Annotated in this window: 17 protein-coding genes; 5 read left to right on the forward strand and 12 right to left on the reverse strand. The window is 61.2% G+C overall.

Annotated elements, in window-relative coordinates; all coding sequences use genetic code 11:
- Positions 1 to 696: 696 nt before the first annotated feature.
- Positions 697 to 1,059 (forward strand): TonB family protein, encoded by a 363-nt coding sequence (locus tag K5R89_RS22750; RefSeq protein ID WP_074423654.1) that lies wholly within the window; start codon positions 697 to 699, stop codon positions 1,057 to 1,059.
- 173 nt (positions 1,060 to 1,232) lie between these two features.
- Here K5R89_RS22750 and K5R89_RS22755 read toward each other — a convergent pair whose 3' ends face one another.
- Genes K5R89_RS22755 through budA form a run of 3 tightly spaced genes read right to left on the reverse strand, consistent with a single transcriptional unit; the run spans position 1,233 to position 4,495 of the window.
- The gene (locus K5R89_RS22755) at positions 1,233 to 2,003 is read right to left on the reverse strand and encodes a (S)-acetoin forming diacetyl reductase (protein WP_004151179.1); all 771 of its coding nucleotides are present in this window, start codon (positions 2,001 to 2,003) and stop codon (positions 1,233 to 1,235) included.
- Between the two features lie 23 nt (positions 2,004 to 2,026).
- A complete protein-coding gene (gene alsS / locus K5R89_RS22760) occupies positions 2,027 to 3,706 on the reverse strand; it encodes an acetolactate synthase AlsS (RefSeq protein WP_217259582.1) in 1,680 nt (559 codons plus the stop codon).
- Between the two features lie 9 nt (positions 3,707 to 3,715).
- Positions 3,716 to 4,495, reverse strand: coding sequence for an acetolactate decarboxylase (gene budA / locus K5R89_RS22765; protein WP_002908205.1), 780 nt, complete (start codon positions 4,493 to 4,495; stop codon positions 3,716 to 3,718).
- A 106-nt stretch (positions 4,496 to 4,601) separates the two neighbouring features.
- Here budA and K5R89_RS22770 point away from each other — a divergent pair, with 106 nt between their 5' ends.
- Complete coding sequence (locus K5R89_RS22770; RefSeq protein ID WP_004145376.1) at positions 4,602 to 5,474, forward strand: LysR family transcriptional regulator; 873 nt, start codon at positions 4,602 to 4,604, stop codon at positions 5,472 to 5,474.
- Positions 5,475 to 5,493: 19 nt separating this feature from the next.
- On the opposite strand, the gene K5R89_RS22775 is transcribed toward K5R89_RS22770, so the two are convergent.
- The 6 genes from K5R89_RS22775 to K5R89_RS22800 are packed head-to-tail and all read right to left on the reverse strand — an operon-like array spanning position 5,494 to position 11,218.
- Positions 5,494 to 6,264 (reverse strand): 3-hydroxybutyrate dehydrogenase, encoded by a 771-nt coding sequence (locus K5R89_RS22775; protein WP_217259581.1) that lies wholly within the window; start codon positions 6,262 to 6,264, stop codon positions 5,494 to 5,496.
- Between the two features lie 23 nt (positions 6,265 to 6,287).
- The gene (locus tag K5R89_RS22780; protein ID WP_197743183.1) at positions 6,288 to 7,682 is read right to left on the reverse strand and encodes a GntP family permease; all 1,395 of its coding nucleotides are present in this window, start codon (positions 7,680 to 7,682) and stop codon (positions 6,288 to 6,290) included.
- 44 nt (positions 7,683 to 7,726) lie between these two features.
- Positions 7,727 to 8,650, reverse strand: a complete 924-nt coding sequence (locus K5R89_RS22785) for a 3-hydroxyacyl-CoA dehydrogenase family protein (RefSeq protein ID WP_049014245.1) — start codon at positions 8,648 to 8,650, stop codon at positions 7,727 to 7,729.
- A gap of 11 nt (positions 8,651 to 8,661) precedes the next feature.
- Positions 8,662 to 9,843, reverse strand: coding sequence for an acetyl-CoA C-acetyltransferase (locus K5R89_RS22790; RefSeq protein WP_023290008.1), 1,182 nt, complete (start codon positions 9,841 to 9,843; stop codon positions 8,662 to 8,664).
- Positions 9,844 to 9,852: 9 nt separating this feature from the next.
- Positions 9,853 to 10,509 carry a CoA transferase subunit B gene (locus K5R89_RS22795; RefSeq protein WP_048297676.1) on the reverse strand — a complete coding sequence of 219 codons (657 nt, stop codon included), beginning with the start codon at positions 10,507 to 10,509 and terminating at the stop codon, positions 9,853 to 9,855.
- Position 10,510: 1 nt separating this feature from the next.
- A complete protein-coding gene (locus K5R89_RS22800) occupies positions 10,511 to 11,218 on the reverse strand; it encodes a CoA transferase subunit A (protein WP_023290007.1) in 708 nt (235 codons plus the stop codon).
- Positions 11,219 to 11,358: 140 nt separating this feature from the next.
- Between K5R89_RS22800 and K5R89_RS22805 the strand changes: the two genes are divergently transcribed.
- Complete coding sequence (locus K5R89_RS22805; protein WP_023290006.1) at positions 11,359 to 12,249, forward strand: LysR family transcriptional regulator; 891 nt, start codon at positions 11,359 to 11,361, stop codon at positions 12,247 to 12,249.
- 44 nt (positions 12,250 to 12,293) lie between these two features.
- On the opposite strand, the gene K5R89_RS22810 is transcribed toward K5R89_RS22805, so the two are convergent.
- Positions 12,294 to 12,434, reverse strand: a complete 141-nt coding sequence (locus tag K5R89_RS22810) for a hypothetical protein (protein WP_002908189.1) — start codon at positions 12,432 to 12,434, stop codon at positions 12,294 to 12,296.
- A gap of 289 nt (positions 12,435 to 12,723) precedes the next feature.
- On the opposite strand from K5R89_RS22810, the gene K5R89_RS22815 reads away from it, so the two are divergent.
- Complete coding sequence (locus K5R89_RS22815; RefSeq protein ID WP_032453173.1) at positions 12,724 to 13,632, forward strand: DUF535 family protein; 909 nt, start codon at positions 12,724 to 12,726, stop codon at positions 13,630 to 13,632.
- A gap of 60 nt (positions 13,633 to 13,692) precedes the next feature.
- Here the strand turns inward: K5R89_RS22815 and K5R89_RS22820 are convergent, their stop codons facing one another.
- Complete coding sequence (locus K5R89_RS22820; protein WP_064158412.1) at positions 13,693 to 14,910, reverse strand: MFS transporter; 1,218 nt, start codon at positions 14,908 to 14,910, stop codon at positions 13,693 to 13,695.
- 253 nt (positions 14,911 to 15,163) lie between these two features.
- On the reverse strand, positions 15,164 to 15,625 hold the full coding sequence (locus K5R89_RS22825) for a helix-turn-helix domain-containing protein (protein ID WP_087827076.1): 462 nt from the start codon (positions 15,623 to 15,625) through the stop codon (positions 15,164 to 15,166).
- 60 nt (positions 15,626 to 15,685) lie between these two features.
- Here K5R89_RS22825 and K5R89_RS22830 point away from each other — a divergent pair, with 60 nt between their 5' ends.
- On the forward strand, positions 15,686 to 15,922 hold the full coding sequence (locus tag K5R89_RS22830) for a tautomerase family protein (RefSeq protein WP_004202976.1): 237 nt from the start codon (positions 15,686 to 15,688) through the stop codon (positions 15,920 to 15,922).
- Positions 15,923 to 15,933: the final 11 nt, after the last annotated feature.

Raw genomic sequence — 15,933 nt, forward strand, 5'->3', positions numbered from 1 at the left:
CATCCATGCGGGCTGCCCCGGCCTTCCGGGAACGTCTCAGCGATTTTGAGGCCGTCAGCACCGGCAGTTTCAGCAACCATGGTGAATATATTAACGACAGGTCGCACGAACCCTCCAGGCCGGGTAAGGCGCAGCCGCCACCCGGCAAAAATACGGCACAAATACGGCACAACAGCGTAGCCGGGATAAGTTCTCACGCATCGCTCTCCGGGATTCTCCCTGCTGGCGCTATGCTCAGCCGCTTCCGTGTTAAGTTTCAGGTGTCGCATGAATCACTGAAGTACATCCCCCTTAGCATCAGCAGCAGGCTGCCGCTTAGGCCCCGGAGATCCCTCCCTTAACGCTGCAAGCGCGGTAGATCCCGAGCACCGGAGTTAAAAAGGATTAGCTGAACGTCTTCAGCGCGGGACGCGAATCCATGCTAATCACTTGAGGGTTTTAGCTCGCCCATGTTCCCCGACGAACCGGATCGCGCTGCTGACAGCTGGCAAAAGAGTCGTTGATGTAGTCGCTCAGCGCCCACTTGTCCTGATAGCCAAACGTCCTCGGGAAGGATGTAGTACGAAGCGCCGGGTCAGGGGGCAACGTGATTGCCACTGAAGACGCGGTGTTCACGGATCATCTCATCTGGTAACCTGTCACTCGCGCCGTTGGTAACGTGAATATTCATGGTTAACTTTGGAACTCAGACGATTAATGAAAACTAGCAGACTATTCACTTTAATTTTGCCATTGTTACTGACACTCTGCGCCAGCACAGAGGCCAGCGCCAGCACACCTTCAGGCAGCATTTCCTCTGCAAACACATCAATTACCACTCGTGATAAGAACGGAAACCTACTGCCGAGTTTCCTGCGGATTCAGTACGATGTTGATTCAGATGGCAGAGTTCAGAATGTAAAGATACTTGAATCGACAACGACTCCGGAGTTGGAACATCAAGTCATTGATAAAATGCTTAAAAAATGGCGCTTTGAAAAGGGCAAACCGGGAATAGCTCAAAGATTAGTCGTCAAGATCCCACCCAAATCAGACGGCGGTCCCGCAAATAAGCAGTAAGCACTTTTAATGACTAGTCGCCTGACGCAACGTCTACGCCGTTAACATCCCCTGGGCGCCTGGAGCGGACTCTACCTATCAATAGAGGGTTCGTTTTACCGTAATGCTTACTCTCAAACAAAAAAAGCCCCTGCATATCAGCAGGGGCAAGCCATGTCAGAGCTTATTATTTATTAGTTAAATACCATCCCGCCGTCGATCAGCAATGACTGACCGGTCATATAATCAGAATCCGGGCTGGCAAGATAGGAGACGCAGGCGGCGACATCTTCCGGTTCGGACAGACGACCAAGGGTGATGCGTTTGGCGAACTCGGCGGTACCGTAGCCCAGCGGTTTACCGGCAGCTTCGGACACCTGGCGGTCAATTTCGGCCCACATCGGCGTTTTGACGATCCCCGGGCAGTAGCCGTTGACCGTGATGCCCAGCGGCGCGAGGTCGCGAGCGGCGGTCTGGGTTAAGCCGCGTACGGCGAATTTACTGGAGCTATACACCGCCAGCTCCGGGTTGCCGACGTGGCCGGCCTGGGAACAGGCGTTAATGATTTTCCCGCCGTGCCCCTCTTTCTTAAAGGCCTCGACCGCCGCCTGAATGCCCCAGATCACCCCCTTAACGTTGATGTTGTAGACTTTATCGACAATCTCCGGCGTAATGGACTCGATCGGCGTGGACGGCGCCACGCCGGCGTTATTGACGATGACGTCGAAGCCGCCCAGCGTTTTGCGCGCCTGTTCGACAGCGGCAAACACCTGATCGCGGTCGGAGACATCCACTTTCACCGCCATGGCGCGGCCGCCGGCCTGGTTGATTTCGGAGGCGACCGCTTTGGCGGTAGCGTCGTTATAATCGGCAATGGCCACGGCAAATCCATCCTTCACCAGACGAAGGGCGATAGCTTTACCAATCCCCTGGCCGGCGCCGGTAACAAGTGCGACTTTTTTCATTTTCCTTTCCTTATTGTGATGACTTACAGAATCTGACTCAGATGCAGCTGACCCATCAGCAGCGGGTTATCGCGATAATCCACCGGGATGGCCACTACCGCCGGGCCGTCGACGTCCATCGCCGCGCGCAGGGTCGGCTCCAGCGCCTCAGCGCTTTCCACGGCAAACCCTTTGGCGCCGAAGGACTCGGCATAGGCTTTAAAATCCATCGGCCCGAACTCGACGCCGGACAGGCGCTGATATTTTTTCTCTTCCTGGATGGCCACCATGTTGTAACCGTTATCAACCCAGATCAGGTGCAGCACGTTGGCTTTCAGGCGGACGGCGGTCTCCAGCTCCATGCTCGACTGCAGGAAACCGCCGTCGCCGGAGACGGAGACCACTTTGCGCTCAGGATTGACCAGCCAGGCGCCGATGGCCCAGGGCAGGGCGACGCCCATGGTCTGCTGACCGTTGGAGATCATCACCTGACGGGCGCGGAAGCTGTAAAGGTAGCGGGCGATCCAGATATGGAAGCTGCCCATGTCCACGGTCAGCGTGACGTCGCTGTTGACGATATCCTGCATGGCGCGAACGATACGCAGCGGATGCAGGGCAAACTGATTCAGCTGCGCGCCGCGGCGGTCCAGCAGCTCGCGCTGGTGCTGGCGGTCGCGGAGGATCTCCGCCGCCTGCGGAGAGAGCACCAGCCGGCGATCGATATTTTGCGCCAGCTTGCTGAGGGTGCCGGCGATATCGCCCACCAGCTCGACGTCCGGGGTATAGTTGCATTCTTCATAGGCGGGCAGGACGTCGATATGCACCAGCGTCGCGTTGCCGCTGTTCCACATCGCCGGTTCATATTCCACCGGGCTGTAGCCGATGCAGATCACCAGGTCGGCGAGCTGCAGCAGACGGTCCCCGGCCTGGTTGTTAAACAGCCCGACCCGGCCGGCGAAGCGAGAGAAGTTATCCTGATTTACCGCCCCGGCGGCCTGATAGGTGCTGGTGACCGGAATATGGCTGGCCTCCAGCAAACGGCGTAGCGCCGCGCTGTTTTCCGGCTGGCTGGCCATCAGGCCGAGCAGGAAGATCGGGTTCTTCGCCTGAGCGATAAGCTTCGCCACCTGGTCGATGGCGGCATCCGGCGCGGCGCCCATCTGCGGGGCCCCGCTGGCCGGCAGCACTTTACCGCTGACCGGGCCATCGACCACATCCTGCGGCAGGCTGACGAAAGCGCTGCCCGGCCGGCCCTGCTCGGCGGCGCGGAAGGCGTTGGAGACCACTTCCGCCAGCGCGTCCGGCGCGGTCACCTCGACGGCGTATTTCGTCACCGGGCTGAACATCGCCACCGTATCCATACTCTGGTGGACCTGTTTGGCCTTATCGGCGCGTTTCACCGCGCCGCCCAGGGCCACCACCGGGTCGCCTTCGCTGTTGGCGGTGGCCATACCGGTGATCAGGTTGGAACAGCCCGGACCGGAGGTGACCAGCGCCACGCCCGCTTTACCGGTAATGCGCCCGACGGCGGCGGCCATAAAGGCGGCGTTGGCTTCGTGGCGTACCGGAATAATGCGAATGGAGGAATCCAGCAGTGAGTCGAATACCTTGTCGATTTTGGCGCCAGGGATGCCGAACACCTGACGTACCCCCTGGGCTTCCAGCTGGCTGACGACGAGATCGGCGCCGTGCGCCCACTGGCGTACCGGATACTGTTTGTCCATGTGACCCCCTTAACTTTCTACGGAACGGATGGCGGCATCGAGATTATCGGGATGCAGATTGGCCTGCAGGAACGCGCTGTCGGCGGGCAGGTCGATCATCAGCTTGTGAATTTCGCCGAAGGTCAATACCCCGTGGTCGAGCTGGTAATCCAGCAGGTGACCGCCGCCTTTGCGGTCATCGGTTATAAAGTGCTCGTGATACCCGGCGACGTTGATCCCCTGCATATGCTGCGGGGTACGGAAGCCGACCAGCACCCCTTCGCGCTGGTTAAAGCGGAACACCGGCTGATCGTCGAGGACGTCGGTCATCGCCCGGTACGGCGGCGTCTGGCGCGGCACGGTGCGGGTATGGGCATGGCGGAAATGGCCGTCGATGCGCAGGGCGCAGAACAGGTTGTCAGAGGGGATTTGCTGGTCGATCACCTCGTGCAACTGCTGGCGGCTCACCGGATGGTCGAAGGTTTTCCGGTACTGCGGCTGGAACCAGGTCATCACCGCGAACGGCGTTTTCTGCTCCGGCTGGGCTTTGCGGGCGCTGCCGTCGGCCCGCAGCTGATAGACCTGACTGCTGAAGGCGATCAGCTCCCCGTCCAGCTCATTAAAGGTGCCGAGACCGAAATCGCCGTGCTTCAACAGGTCCGCGATGGTGGTGCTGCCTTCGTAAACCCCGCTCAGCAGGGCGCTCATGAGCGATGTCTGATAGAGCACGCTCTCGGGATGCTGCGCGGAAAACGCCCGCAGGGTTTCGCATAGACTCTCTTCGCAGGTGCATTCAGCAGAATGATTCATATACCACTTCCTCGTTCAACAAATATAAGAAAGGTTAAATAAATGTTGACCCGATTCAGCTCACAGTTCCAATATAGAAACCATGCTGGTTTGAGACGTTTTCGATATGGAACTTCGTTATCTTCGCTATTTTGTCGCCGTCGCCAGGACGCGGCACTTCACCCAGGCCGCCAAGGAACTGGGTATTTCACAGCCTCCGTTAAGTCAGCAAATTCAGCGGCTTGAGCGCGAGGTGGGGACCCCGCTGTTTCGGCGTTTGACCCGCGGGGTGGAGCTCACCGAAGCCGGTGAGTCGTTCTATGAGGATGCCCGCCAGATCCTCGCCATGAGCGATGCGGCGCTGGAGAAGGCCAAGGGCATTGCCCGCGGGATGAACGGCAGCCTGTCGCTAGGCATTACCAGTTCTGATGCTTTCCACCCGCAAATCTTCACGCTGCTGCACCGTTTTCAGCTCGATCACCCCGGGGTGACCCTGCACCAGATGGAAGACAATATGGCCAATCTGATGACCGCCCTGAGCGAGGCCGAGCTTGACATCGCCTTCGTCCGTCTGCCGTGCGAGAGCAGTAAAGCCTTTAATCTGCGGATTATCGATGAGGAGCCGATGGTTATCGCGCTGCCGCGCGACAACCCGCTGGCGACGCAGCCGACCCTGGCCCTGGAGCAGCTGCGCGACGTGGCGCCGATCCTCTTCCCGCGGGAGGTGGCCCCGGGGCTGTATGAGCTGGTGTACAACAGCTGCCTGCGCGCCGGCATCGATATGGAGCGCGCCTGGCAGTCGTCGCAGATTTCGTCATCGCTGAGCATGGTCAATGCCGGGTTCGGCTTCGCGCTGGTCCCGCAGTCGATGACCTGCATTCAACAGCCGAACGTCAGCTATCACCCGCTCAGCGGGGCGCCGCTGAAGACCGATATCGCCATCGCCTGGCGGCGCTTCGAGCGCTCGCGCACGGTGAAGCGCTTTCTGGCGATGTTCTGATCGTCGCGACGCCTGCGGTTTACTGCGCCACCCAGCCGCCGTCCATGTTCCACGCCGCGCCGCGCACCTGGGCGGCGGCGTCGCTGCACAGAAACAGCGCCATTTCGCCCAGCTGCTGCGGGGTGACAAACTCTCCGGAGGGCTGTTTTTCCGCCAGCAGCTGCGCGCTGGCCTGCTGCGGGTCGACCCCTTCGGCGATGCGCTTCTCGATCTGCTGCTGCACCAGCGGGGTCAGCACCCAGCCGGGGCAGATGGCGTTGCAGGTGATGCCGCTGCGCGCGGTTTCCAGGGCCACGGTTTTGGTCAGGCCGACCACCGCGTGCTTGGCGGCGACATAGGCCGATTTCTCTTTCGACGCCACCAGGCCATGCACTGAGGCAATGTTGATGATGCGCCCCCAGTCGCGCTGGCGCATGCCTGGCAGCGCCAGGCGGGTGGTGTGGAAGACGCTGGAGAGATTGATGGCGATGATGTCGTTCCATTTGTCCACCGGGAACTGCTCCACCGGGGCGACGTGCTGGATACCGGCGTTATTGATCACGATATCGACGCCGCCGAAGGTGCTTTCGGCATAGCGCATCATCGCCTCGATCTGCCCAACGTCGCGCAGGTCGGCGTCGTGATAGCCGGGGATCTTGCCCAGCGCGGCGACTTCAGCCCGGGCGTGGCTGCTGTCGCCGAAGCCATTGAGCACCAGCTGGGCGCCTGCCTGCGCCAGCACTTTGGCGATCCCTAAGCCGATGCCGCTGGTGGAGCCGGTAACCAGCGCCGTTTTACCGTCTAAATTCATGCTATTTCTCCTTCAATCGGGTCTCAGACAATGCCGGTCACATAGAACGTGGCAATGACAAACAGCACCGCGAGGCTTTTGATCACCGTGATGGCGAAAATGCCGCCGTAGGCCTGGCGATGGCTCAGGCCGGTGATCGCCAGCAGGGTGATCACCGCCCCGTTATGCGGCAGGGTGTCCATGCCGCCGCTGGCCATGGCGGCGACGCGGTGCAGGACCTCCAGTGGAATATTAGCGGCGTGGGCGGCGGCGACAAAGGTTTCGGACATTGCCGCCAGGGCGATGCTCATTCCCCCGGAGGCCGAGCCGGTGATCCCGGCCAGCACCGTGACGCTGATCGCCTCGTTTAACAGCGGATTGGGAATGGCCGCGAGGGCTTTCGACAGCACCAGGAAACCCGGCAGGGCGGCGATAACCGCGCCGAAGCCATACTCAGAGGCGGTGTTCATTGCCGCGAGAATCGCCCCGCCCACCGCCGTCCGGCTCCCCTCCGCCAGCCGGCCGCGAATATTGCGATAGCCGCAGACCAGCACCAGCACAATGCCGGAAAGCAGCGCCGCCTGCACCGCCCAGATGGCGGTGATTTTCCCCACCTCGGTGACGACAGGCTTCGCCAGACCCGGCAGGGTGAGCTCATGGCTGGCGCCGTACCATTGCGGGATCCAGTGGGTAAACAGCAGATTCAGCACCCCCACCAGCAGCAGCGGGGCGATTGCGATCAGCGGATGCGGCAGGTCGATGTCATCCGGGGTCTCCGGCTCATTTTGCAGATCGGTCCCATAGCCTTCGCCGCTGGCCTGCGCTTTGCGGCGCTGGCGCTCCAGCCACAGCAAACCGAAGAGGATAATGAACAGCGAGCCGATAAGCCCCAGCCACGGGGCCGCCCAGGCATTGGTGCCGAAGAAGCTGGTGGGAATAATATTCTGGATCTGCGGCGTGCCGGGCAGGGCGTCCATGGTAAACGAGAACGCGCCGAGGGCGACGGTGGCGGGGATCAGCCGTTTGGGGATCCCGCTCTGGCGAAACAGCTCGGCGGCGAAAGGGTAGACGGCAAAGGCCACCACAAACAGCGACACCCCGCCGTAGGTCAGCAGGGCGCACACCAGCACGATCACCGGGATCGCGTGGCGGCGGCCGAGGATGCGGATGGCGGCGGCGACAATCGACCGTGAGAATCCCGACAGCTCAATCAGCTTGCCGAACACGGCGCCCAGCAGAAACACCGGGAAATAGAGCTTTACAAAGCCAACCATTTTTTCCATAAACAGGCCGGTAAAGGCCGGGCCGACCGCGCCCGGGTCGGTGAGGAGCACCGCGCCGAGGGCGGCGATCGGCGCAAAGAGGATCACGCTGTATCCACGGTAGGCTGCCAGCATCAGTAACGCCAGCGCGGCCAGGGCTATTATCACACTCATCACGACGTCTCACTCTCATTGTTATTGTAGGGGTACAGAACGCGATACTAGGGTTTCAGGGCGAAGCGCAGCTGGTGTTCCCGGCGCGACTGGATGCGCTGGCGCCGCGCCTCGTCCCAGCGGTAAAAGCCTTGCCCGCTGCGGGCGCCGGTGTCGCCTTGCGCCACTTTCTCCGCCACCAGCGACATCATCTCCGTACCGCTGGCCAGCTCCGGCAGCAGGTGCTGGCAGATATCCTGGACCGTCGCCAGGCCGGTCATGTCCGCCGCCTCCAGCGGGCCGACCATCGCATAGCGACGGCCCAGCGAGGCGCGCATCACCTGGTCCACCACCTCCGGGGAAGCGATGCCGCTGTGGACGATGTGCAGCGCTTCGCGCAGCAGGGCGAACTGCAGTCGGTTGCCGACAAAGCCCGGCGCGGCGCGGTTGAGCACCACCGCTTCCAGCGCGCAGCCGGCGCAAAAGTCGCTTACCTGGCGCGCCAGATGGGGCAGCGTGGCGCTCCCGGGCACCACTTCCACCAGCGGGATCAGGTGCGGCGGATGCCAGAAATGGGCGATCAGCAGGCGTTCCGGAAGGCGCATGCCCTGCGCCAGCCGATCCGGCGGCAGGCCGCTGGTGTTGCTGGCGATAATCGCCTCGTCGGCGATCAGCGTTTCCAGTTCGGCATACAGGGCGTGCTTCAGCGCCAGCCGTTCGGGGATCGCTTCAATCAGCAGCGTGGCGTCGGCCAGCGCCTGCAGCGCCGGGGTGGGGGTTAAACGGCTCAGCACGGCGTCGCGGTCGGCGGGATCCTGCTGACCGCTCGCCTCCAGCTCGCGCAGGATCGCCCCGGCCACAGTGGGCACCTCGGCAAGACGTTGCGGATCGGTGTCATATAGGCGGACGGCGTGACCGTGACGGGCGAAATGACAGGCGATGCCGACGCCCATCAGTCCCGCGCCGAGTACCGCCAGACGTGGTGTAAACATAGTGGCTCCTGTTAACGTTGAAGGGTCATGGCGATGCCCTGGCCGCCGCCGACGCACAGGGTGGCCAGCCCTTTGCTGGCGCCCCGGCGCTGCATCTCATGCACTAGGCTGACGAGGATCCGGCAGCCGGAGGCGCCGATGGGATGGCCCAGGGCGATGGCGCCGCCGTTGACGTTGACCTTCTCGCTGTCCCATTCGAGCAGCTGACCGACGGCCAGCGCCTGGACGGCAAAGGCCTCGTTGGCTTCGATAAGATCCACCTCGTCCAGCGTCCAGCCGGCATGCTGCAGCGCTTTGCGGCAGGCGCTCACCGGGCCGATGCCCATCACCGACGGGTCGACCCCGGCGACCGCCGCGCTGACGATGCGCGCCAGCACCGGCAGCCCAAGCTCGCGCGCTTTATCGACGCTCATCAGCAGGACCGCCGCGGCGCCGTCGTTCAGGGATGAGGCATTCCCGGCGGTGACGCTGCCGTCAGCCGGGCGAAACGCCGGGCGCAGCTGGGCCAGCTGCTGCTCGCTGGTCTCCGGGCGCGGTTGTTCATCGTCGGTCACGACACGCGGCGGCTTTTTGCCCTGCGGAACGCTGACCGGGACGATCTCCTCGCGAAAGCGTCCGGCGGCGATAGCGGCCGCCGCTTTGCGCTGGGAGCTGGCGGCGAAGGCGTCCTGGCGCTCGCGGCTGATATCGAAGGCATCGGCGAGGTTCTCGGCGGTAATGCCCATGTGGTAGTCGTTAAAGGCGTCCCACAGGCCGTCCTGGATCATGCTGTCCTGCAGGCTGGCGTGGCCGAAACGCAGGCCGTCGCGGGCGCCGTGCATCAGATAGGGAGCATTGCTCATGCTCTCCTGGCCGCCGGCGATAACGATCCCGGCGTCGCCGCAGCGGATCGCCTGCACCGCCTGCTGAACCGCTTTCAACCCGGAGCCGCACACCAGATTGACGGTGACCGCCGGGGTGTCCACCGGCAGGCCGGCCCGCAGCGCGGTCTGGCGCGCCGGGTTCTGCCCGCAGCCGGCGGTGAGCACCTGGCCGAAAATCAGTTCATCGACCGCCGCGGCGGGCAGCTGGCAGCGTTCAAGCAGGCTGCGTACCACCGTCGCGCCGAGGTCGACGGCGGAAAGCGGGGCGAAGGCGCCGCGAAAGCTGCCGACCGGGGTGCGTACTGCAGCAACAATGGCAATATCGGTCATGGTCTCTCCTTAGCTGAAGCGCATTTCGCGCACGTCGTCGGCGACGATCAGCCGTCCCGCCGTTTTACGCATCACCTCGTCGGGGCTGACCCCCGGAGCCACTTCGCGCAGGACAAACGCCCCGTCGACAATGTCCAGCAGGGCCAGGTCGGTGAGCACCCGGCGAATGCAGCCCACGCCGGTGAGCGGCAGGGTGCACTGCGGCAGCAGTTTGGATTCGCCGTTCTTTGAGGCGTGGGTCATCACCGCGATGATGTTCTGCGCGCCGGCCACCAGGTCCATGGCGCCGCCCATCCCCTTAACCATTTTCCCGGGGATCATCCACGAGGCGATATTCCCCGCGACGTCGACCTCAAAGGCGCCAAGAACCGTAAGATCGACGTGGCCGCCGCGGATCATGGCGAACGACTGGGCGGAATCGAAGATCGCCGCCCCGGTTTGCGCGGTGACGGTCTGTTTGCCGGCGTTAATCATGTCGGCGTCGATGGTTTCCTCATCGGGAAATTCGCCCATCCCCAGCAGGCCGTTCTCCGACTGGAGCATCACTTCAATACCGGCGGGGATATAGTTGGCCACCAGCGTCGGGATACCGATCCCGAGGTTAACGTAGTCGCCGTCGCGCAGCTCCTGAGCGACGCGCATCGCCATTTGTTCACGGGTTAGCATCTCAGTGCCCTCCGGCGCGCAGGGTGCGCTGTTCAATACGTTTTTCGAATTGCCCGACGATCAGCCGGTCGACATAGATCCCCGGGGTGTGAATGGCGGAGGGCGGCAGTTCGCCCGGCGGCACGATCTCTTCCACCTCCACCACCGTAATGCGCCCGGCGGTGGCCATCAGCGGGTTGAAATTCTGCGCGGTGTGGCGGTAAACCACGTTGCCGTACCAGTCAGCTTTCCAGCCCTTCACGAGGGCGAAATCGCCGCGAATGGCCTGTTCGAGAATGTAATTTTTACCGTCGAACTGGCGCACCTCTTTGCCTTCGGCGACAGGGGTGCCATAGCCGGTAGCGGTGTAAAAGCCGGGGATCCCGGCGCCGCCGGCGCGGATTTTTTCCGCCAGCGTTCCCTGCGGGGTGAGCTCTACCGCCAGCTCGCCGCTCAGCACCAGCTGTTCAAAAAGCGCGTTTTCCCCGACGTAAGAGGCCACCACTTTGCTGACCTGGCGCGATTCCAGCAGCATGCCGAGACCGAAGCCGTCGACGCCGCAGTTGTTGGAAACCACCGTCAACCCCTGCACCTGGCGGCGCTTCACTTCGGCGATCAAATTTTCGGGTATACCGCACAGGCCGAAGCCGCCGGCGAGCAGCGTCATGCCGTCCGTTAACCCTTCCAGCGCCGCTTCGTAGCTGGCGACGCGTTTATCCAGTCCTGCCATCTTGTCTCTCCTGCCTTGCGATAGCCTTATCATTGGCGCTGGCGACTGATTTGATAATTTTGAATTTGTGACCCACTCATTTGGAAATCTTATTAATTTCCTGTTAACTAATTTCTTTCAATTAGTTAACAGGATGAAAAATGAGAATGAGTGTCAAACAGTTACGCGCGTTTTTAGCGGTAGCTCACACTCTCAATTTCGCCCACGCCAGCGAAAGGCTGAATCTGTCGCAGCCAGCTCTCAGCCTGACCATCAAAGGGTTGGAGGAGGCGCTGGGGGGCGCGCTGCTGCAGCGCAGCACCCGCAAAGTGACCCTCACCCAGGAGGGGGAACTCTTTCTGCCGATGGCCCGTCAGCTGCTGGCCGACTGGGATAACGTCGAGGAGGCGATGCGTCAGAGCTTTACCCTGCAGCGGGGCAAAATCTCGGTCGCCGCGATGCCGTCGTTCGCCGCCAACGTTCTGCCGGAGGCGCTGAAAGCCTTCCGCGACCGCTATGCCGGGGTGAACGTCACGGTGCATGACGTGATAAATGAGCAGGTGATCGAGATGGTGCGCGAGGGGCGGGTGGAAATGGGTATCGCTTTCGAGCCATCGCCCAGCCACAACCTGCTGTTTACCCCGCTGGCGGTGGACCGCTTCGTGGCGATCGTTCCCCGGCAATCGCCGCTGGCGAAGAAAAAAAAGCTCACCTGGCAGGAGCTGTTAACCCTCGACTTTATTACCCTCCAGCGCCCTTCGGCGGTGCGCCTGATGCTGGAGGAGGCGCTGGCGCGAAGCGGGCGTCAGCTGGACGTGGCCCTGGAGAGCCATCAGCTGGTGACGGTGGGGAGAATGGTGGCCAGCGGGCTGGGGGGCAGCGCGGTGCCAGCGCTATGCAAAACGCAGATGGCCTCGCTGGGGGCGGTGTGCATTCCGCTTAGCGATCCGCCGATTGAAAAGTGCGTTGGGGCGATTTATGCCGGACATCTGCCGCTGTCGAAGGCGGCGCAGGCGCTGCTGGATACGCTGAAAGGGTTTTTACCCAGCTGAGGGAGCGGGAGGCAAAAAAACCGGCCCGCGGGCCGGTTTGATAATCAGATTTTGCAGGCGTCGCCGCAATCGTCATCGGCAACGATCGCCTGGGCTTTTTTGTCCGCTTCTTCCAGACGCTCCGCGTTGCGCTCTTCCGCTTCATCCAGGCCGCTGAAGACCAGGTTGTCGAGATCAATTTCCATAAGTTACCTATCGTTGCTGGTTTTGGATCAGCGTCAAGTATAGGGCAAAACCGCCCGCGGATGTACCCGCGCTTCGCGCCGAACGCACAGAGCGTTAAGTCGCTGGGCGGCGGGCATCACCTACCATAATTAACCGTTGACAGGATGGCGTTAATTTTAATTATCGTCGGCAGAACAATTTTCTGCCGCAATATTAAATGAAAGGACAACGAAGGTGTAATTAAGCGTTGACGAATATCTTTTATGTTAATATGGCCGCGATTATGGATGAATCTATGGATCTTAATCAATGGGACATACTGTTGCAGGCGCCATCAAAGAATGGCGTAAACATAATAAAGTGATCGGTCAGGTCAAAATAAACTATAAAAAAATTTTACGAAAATGCAGAGAGCTCTCGCTCGCAGGAGGTAAGTACAGAGAATATCAAGGACTTTGCGCCAAATATCAGTGCGCGCGGTTGACCGCCGTAACCCAGGGGCTGGTGCCTTTCGAGGATAAACCCTTTAAGGCCTATCTTAATAAACGGATGTCAAAACGGCGCAAGCTGGATATTGCCCACGGTTCGCTGAATTTTATCGAGAAAACATTTCAGCCGGATGTGCTGCCGCAGCTCTATACCGTGGCGGATTTTGGCCGGGCGATGTTTGCTATTCCTTTGAAAAATGGCGATAAGCTTGACGTTAAGCTGCTGGCGTCGCCGTTTCAGGAGGAGGGTGAACTGATGCTGCAGCTGTTTCTCGGCGACCGTCGCGTCTATAGCGTCTGTTTTTCCTGTACCGACGATGGCCGTGCCTATATCGGCGGTATTCAGGGCGGGAAAGATATCACCAATGAAGAGGTGAAGGCGCTGACCAAAGAGCTGCATGGCGCGCGGCCGAAAAATATCATCATGAGCGTGCTGTATGGTTTCTTAGGCTATTTCAACATCACCACGGTCTACGCGATCGATTCCGATTACCACGTGAAAAGCGATCTGGTGAAAGCCAGTTACTCATCGCTGTGGCTGGAAATGGGCGGTGAGAAACAGGCTCGCGGCTGGTATAAACTGCCGGCGCAAGAGATCAAAAAAAGTATTGAAGAGGTGAAAAGTAAACACCGCAGCCAGTTTATTAAGCGCGAAGGCATTAAAGAGCTGATTCAGCTCGATATGGCCAACGCCCTGCGGCAAATCACCTTGCGTTCGCGGGTGAATTAACGCCTCTTATACGTCAAGCGGACAGCAGGGGGCTGTTGTCCGCCTGACGAAATCCTTTCTTTACTGGCCGCTTTCGCCGACCGGCGGCGACGCGGAGGCGGCGAGCAGCGGGGCGCTGCGCCACCACACCATCAGCCCGACCAGCGCGATAACGCTCAGCACCCCGAAGGCGGTGGCAAAGGAGTAGCGTCCGGCGATAGCGCCGGTTAACGCCGGACTCATTGCCGCCCCGGCCCCCTGCATCAGCATCACCACGCTCTGTCCGGCGTTGACGTGCCCGCTGCCGCGCAGCAGCGAGACGATAAAGCTGGGCACCGCCACCCCCAAAATCCCTGCCGCCAGACCATCAAGAATTTGCACCGGGACCATCATCGCCGGGGCGTCGCTGGAGGCCGCCAGCGCCGCGCGGATGGGCATGATCAGCAGCGCCAGCAGAATGCATCGCCAGTAACCATATTTGTCGATGCTGCCGGCGACCCGAATGGCCACCGGGATCATCACCACCTGCGAAATAATCACCGTGGCGGCGGCAAACAGCCCCGGATTGAGGTGTCCCGGCGCGGCGGCGATCCGCATGCTCAGCATCGGCAACAGCGCGGCGTTGGCGAGATGGAACAGCATCAGGGTCACCCCGGCGATCAGCAGCGGCGTATGGCGGAACAGGATGGCAAACCCAGGCAGAGAGGGCGGGACGGCCGACTCGAGGCCGCGGGCGGCGTCATCGTCGATATCGCTGCCGCGGATCGCCAGCAGGGCGATGAGGGTGAACAGGGTGGTACCGGCCATCAGAATGAAAATGCCGCCGATGCCCCAGTACCAGGCGATGGCCCCGGCAATCAGCGCGGTGAAGAAATTCCCCGCGTGGTTGAAGGCTTCGTTTTTGCCCATCTGGGCGCTAAAGCCGCGCTGTCGGGTCAGCCCAAGGGTGATCCCGGCGATTAACGGTCCGACAAAGGCCGCGCAGATCCCGCTGGCGACTTGCGAAAGGGCCACCACGCTGGTCTTCTGACTGAACCAGAGCAGCAGGGTGGTCAGGGTTATCACCAGGCAGACCACGGCCAGCAGCACGCGCTTATGCCGCGAGGTGTCGGTGATGAAGCCGGCGGGCAGGGTCGCCAGCAGGCCAGCGACGCCGCCGATGGTCATCAACAGGCCGATATCCTCCGCCTGCCAGTGACGCTGGGTGAGAAAGATCCCCAGAAACGGCCCGAGGCCGTCGCGAACGTCGGCGATAAAGAAGCTGGTCAAACATAAAGCCCGCAGTGAACGAAGCGACATTTTCTACCTTTAGCATGAGCGATCCGCGGATCAGCGGCGGACCAGGGTGGTCATGGCGTGCGCCACGGATAATGGCCGGGATCGGACCCGGCAGAGAGCGTCATCCTTTATCGCACAGTTCGATGAAAGCAAAATGTCCTGCTGTCTTCGGGTAACGTGGCAATGCAACATACCTGCTCGTCGCGGCTTCCGCCAGAGGTCTACGAAAGTTCTGTAACGGGGCAACCGCGCCGCAGCCTGCGCCGCGGCGCTATCAGCGTTCGTCTGCTTTAACGATCTGCAGCGCGGCGGGATTCGCCACGCCGCCGCTGGCGGTGACGAACCCCGGATGGACGGCCTCGCCGCTATCGCTGTCCACCAGCGCAATATGCGGCGCGCTGTGCAGCATCTGCTGGTGGCCCCATTCCATCAGGGCGAACAGCACCAGCGCCAGGCTACGGCTTTTATCGGTGAGAACATATTCATAGCGCTCGCGAGCCCCCGCTTCCCGGTAGGGGACTTTGCGGAGCAATCCCATTTCGGTCATCGTTTTCAACCGGGTGGTGAGCGTCTGGCGGGTGATATGGGTATGCGTCTGCATCGTTTCAAAGCGCGTCACACCGTAAAACGCCTCGCGGAGGATCAGCAGCACCCAGCGGTCGCCGAGTATTTTGGCTCCTTCCGCCAGGCCGCACAGCTCCGGATCGAGGTAGGGCAGTGATTTATTTTTTGACATCGCGAGATTGACCTTCTACTCTGAGTTTGAATTTTAGACTTAGCTGCGAAGGAGCATAGCGTGCCATTTGTTAACGTGCAAACCATTAAAGGGATCATGACCGCGGAACAGAAAAGTGAGCTGCTGCGGCGGATGACCGATCTGCTGGTGGAGATTGAGGGGCAGGGCGATCCGCAGTTCCGCCAGTCGGTATGGATCCGCATTGATGAACATGACCCGGAACAGTGGAGCCTGGGGGGCGTTCAGCCGACGGCCGCGATGATTGCGGCTAAATTCGCCGCGGCGCGGCGCGACTGATCCCCTGAATA

Source organism: Klebsiella sp. TF21-TM, from assembly GCF_019753495.1.
Classification (GTDB): domain Bacteria; phylum Pseudomonadota; class Gammaproteobacteria; order Enterobacterales; family Enterobacteriaceae; genus Klebsiella; species Klebsiella quasipneumoniae.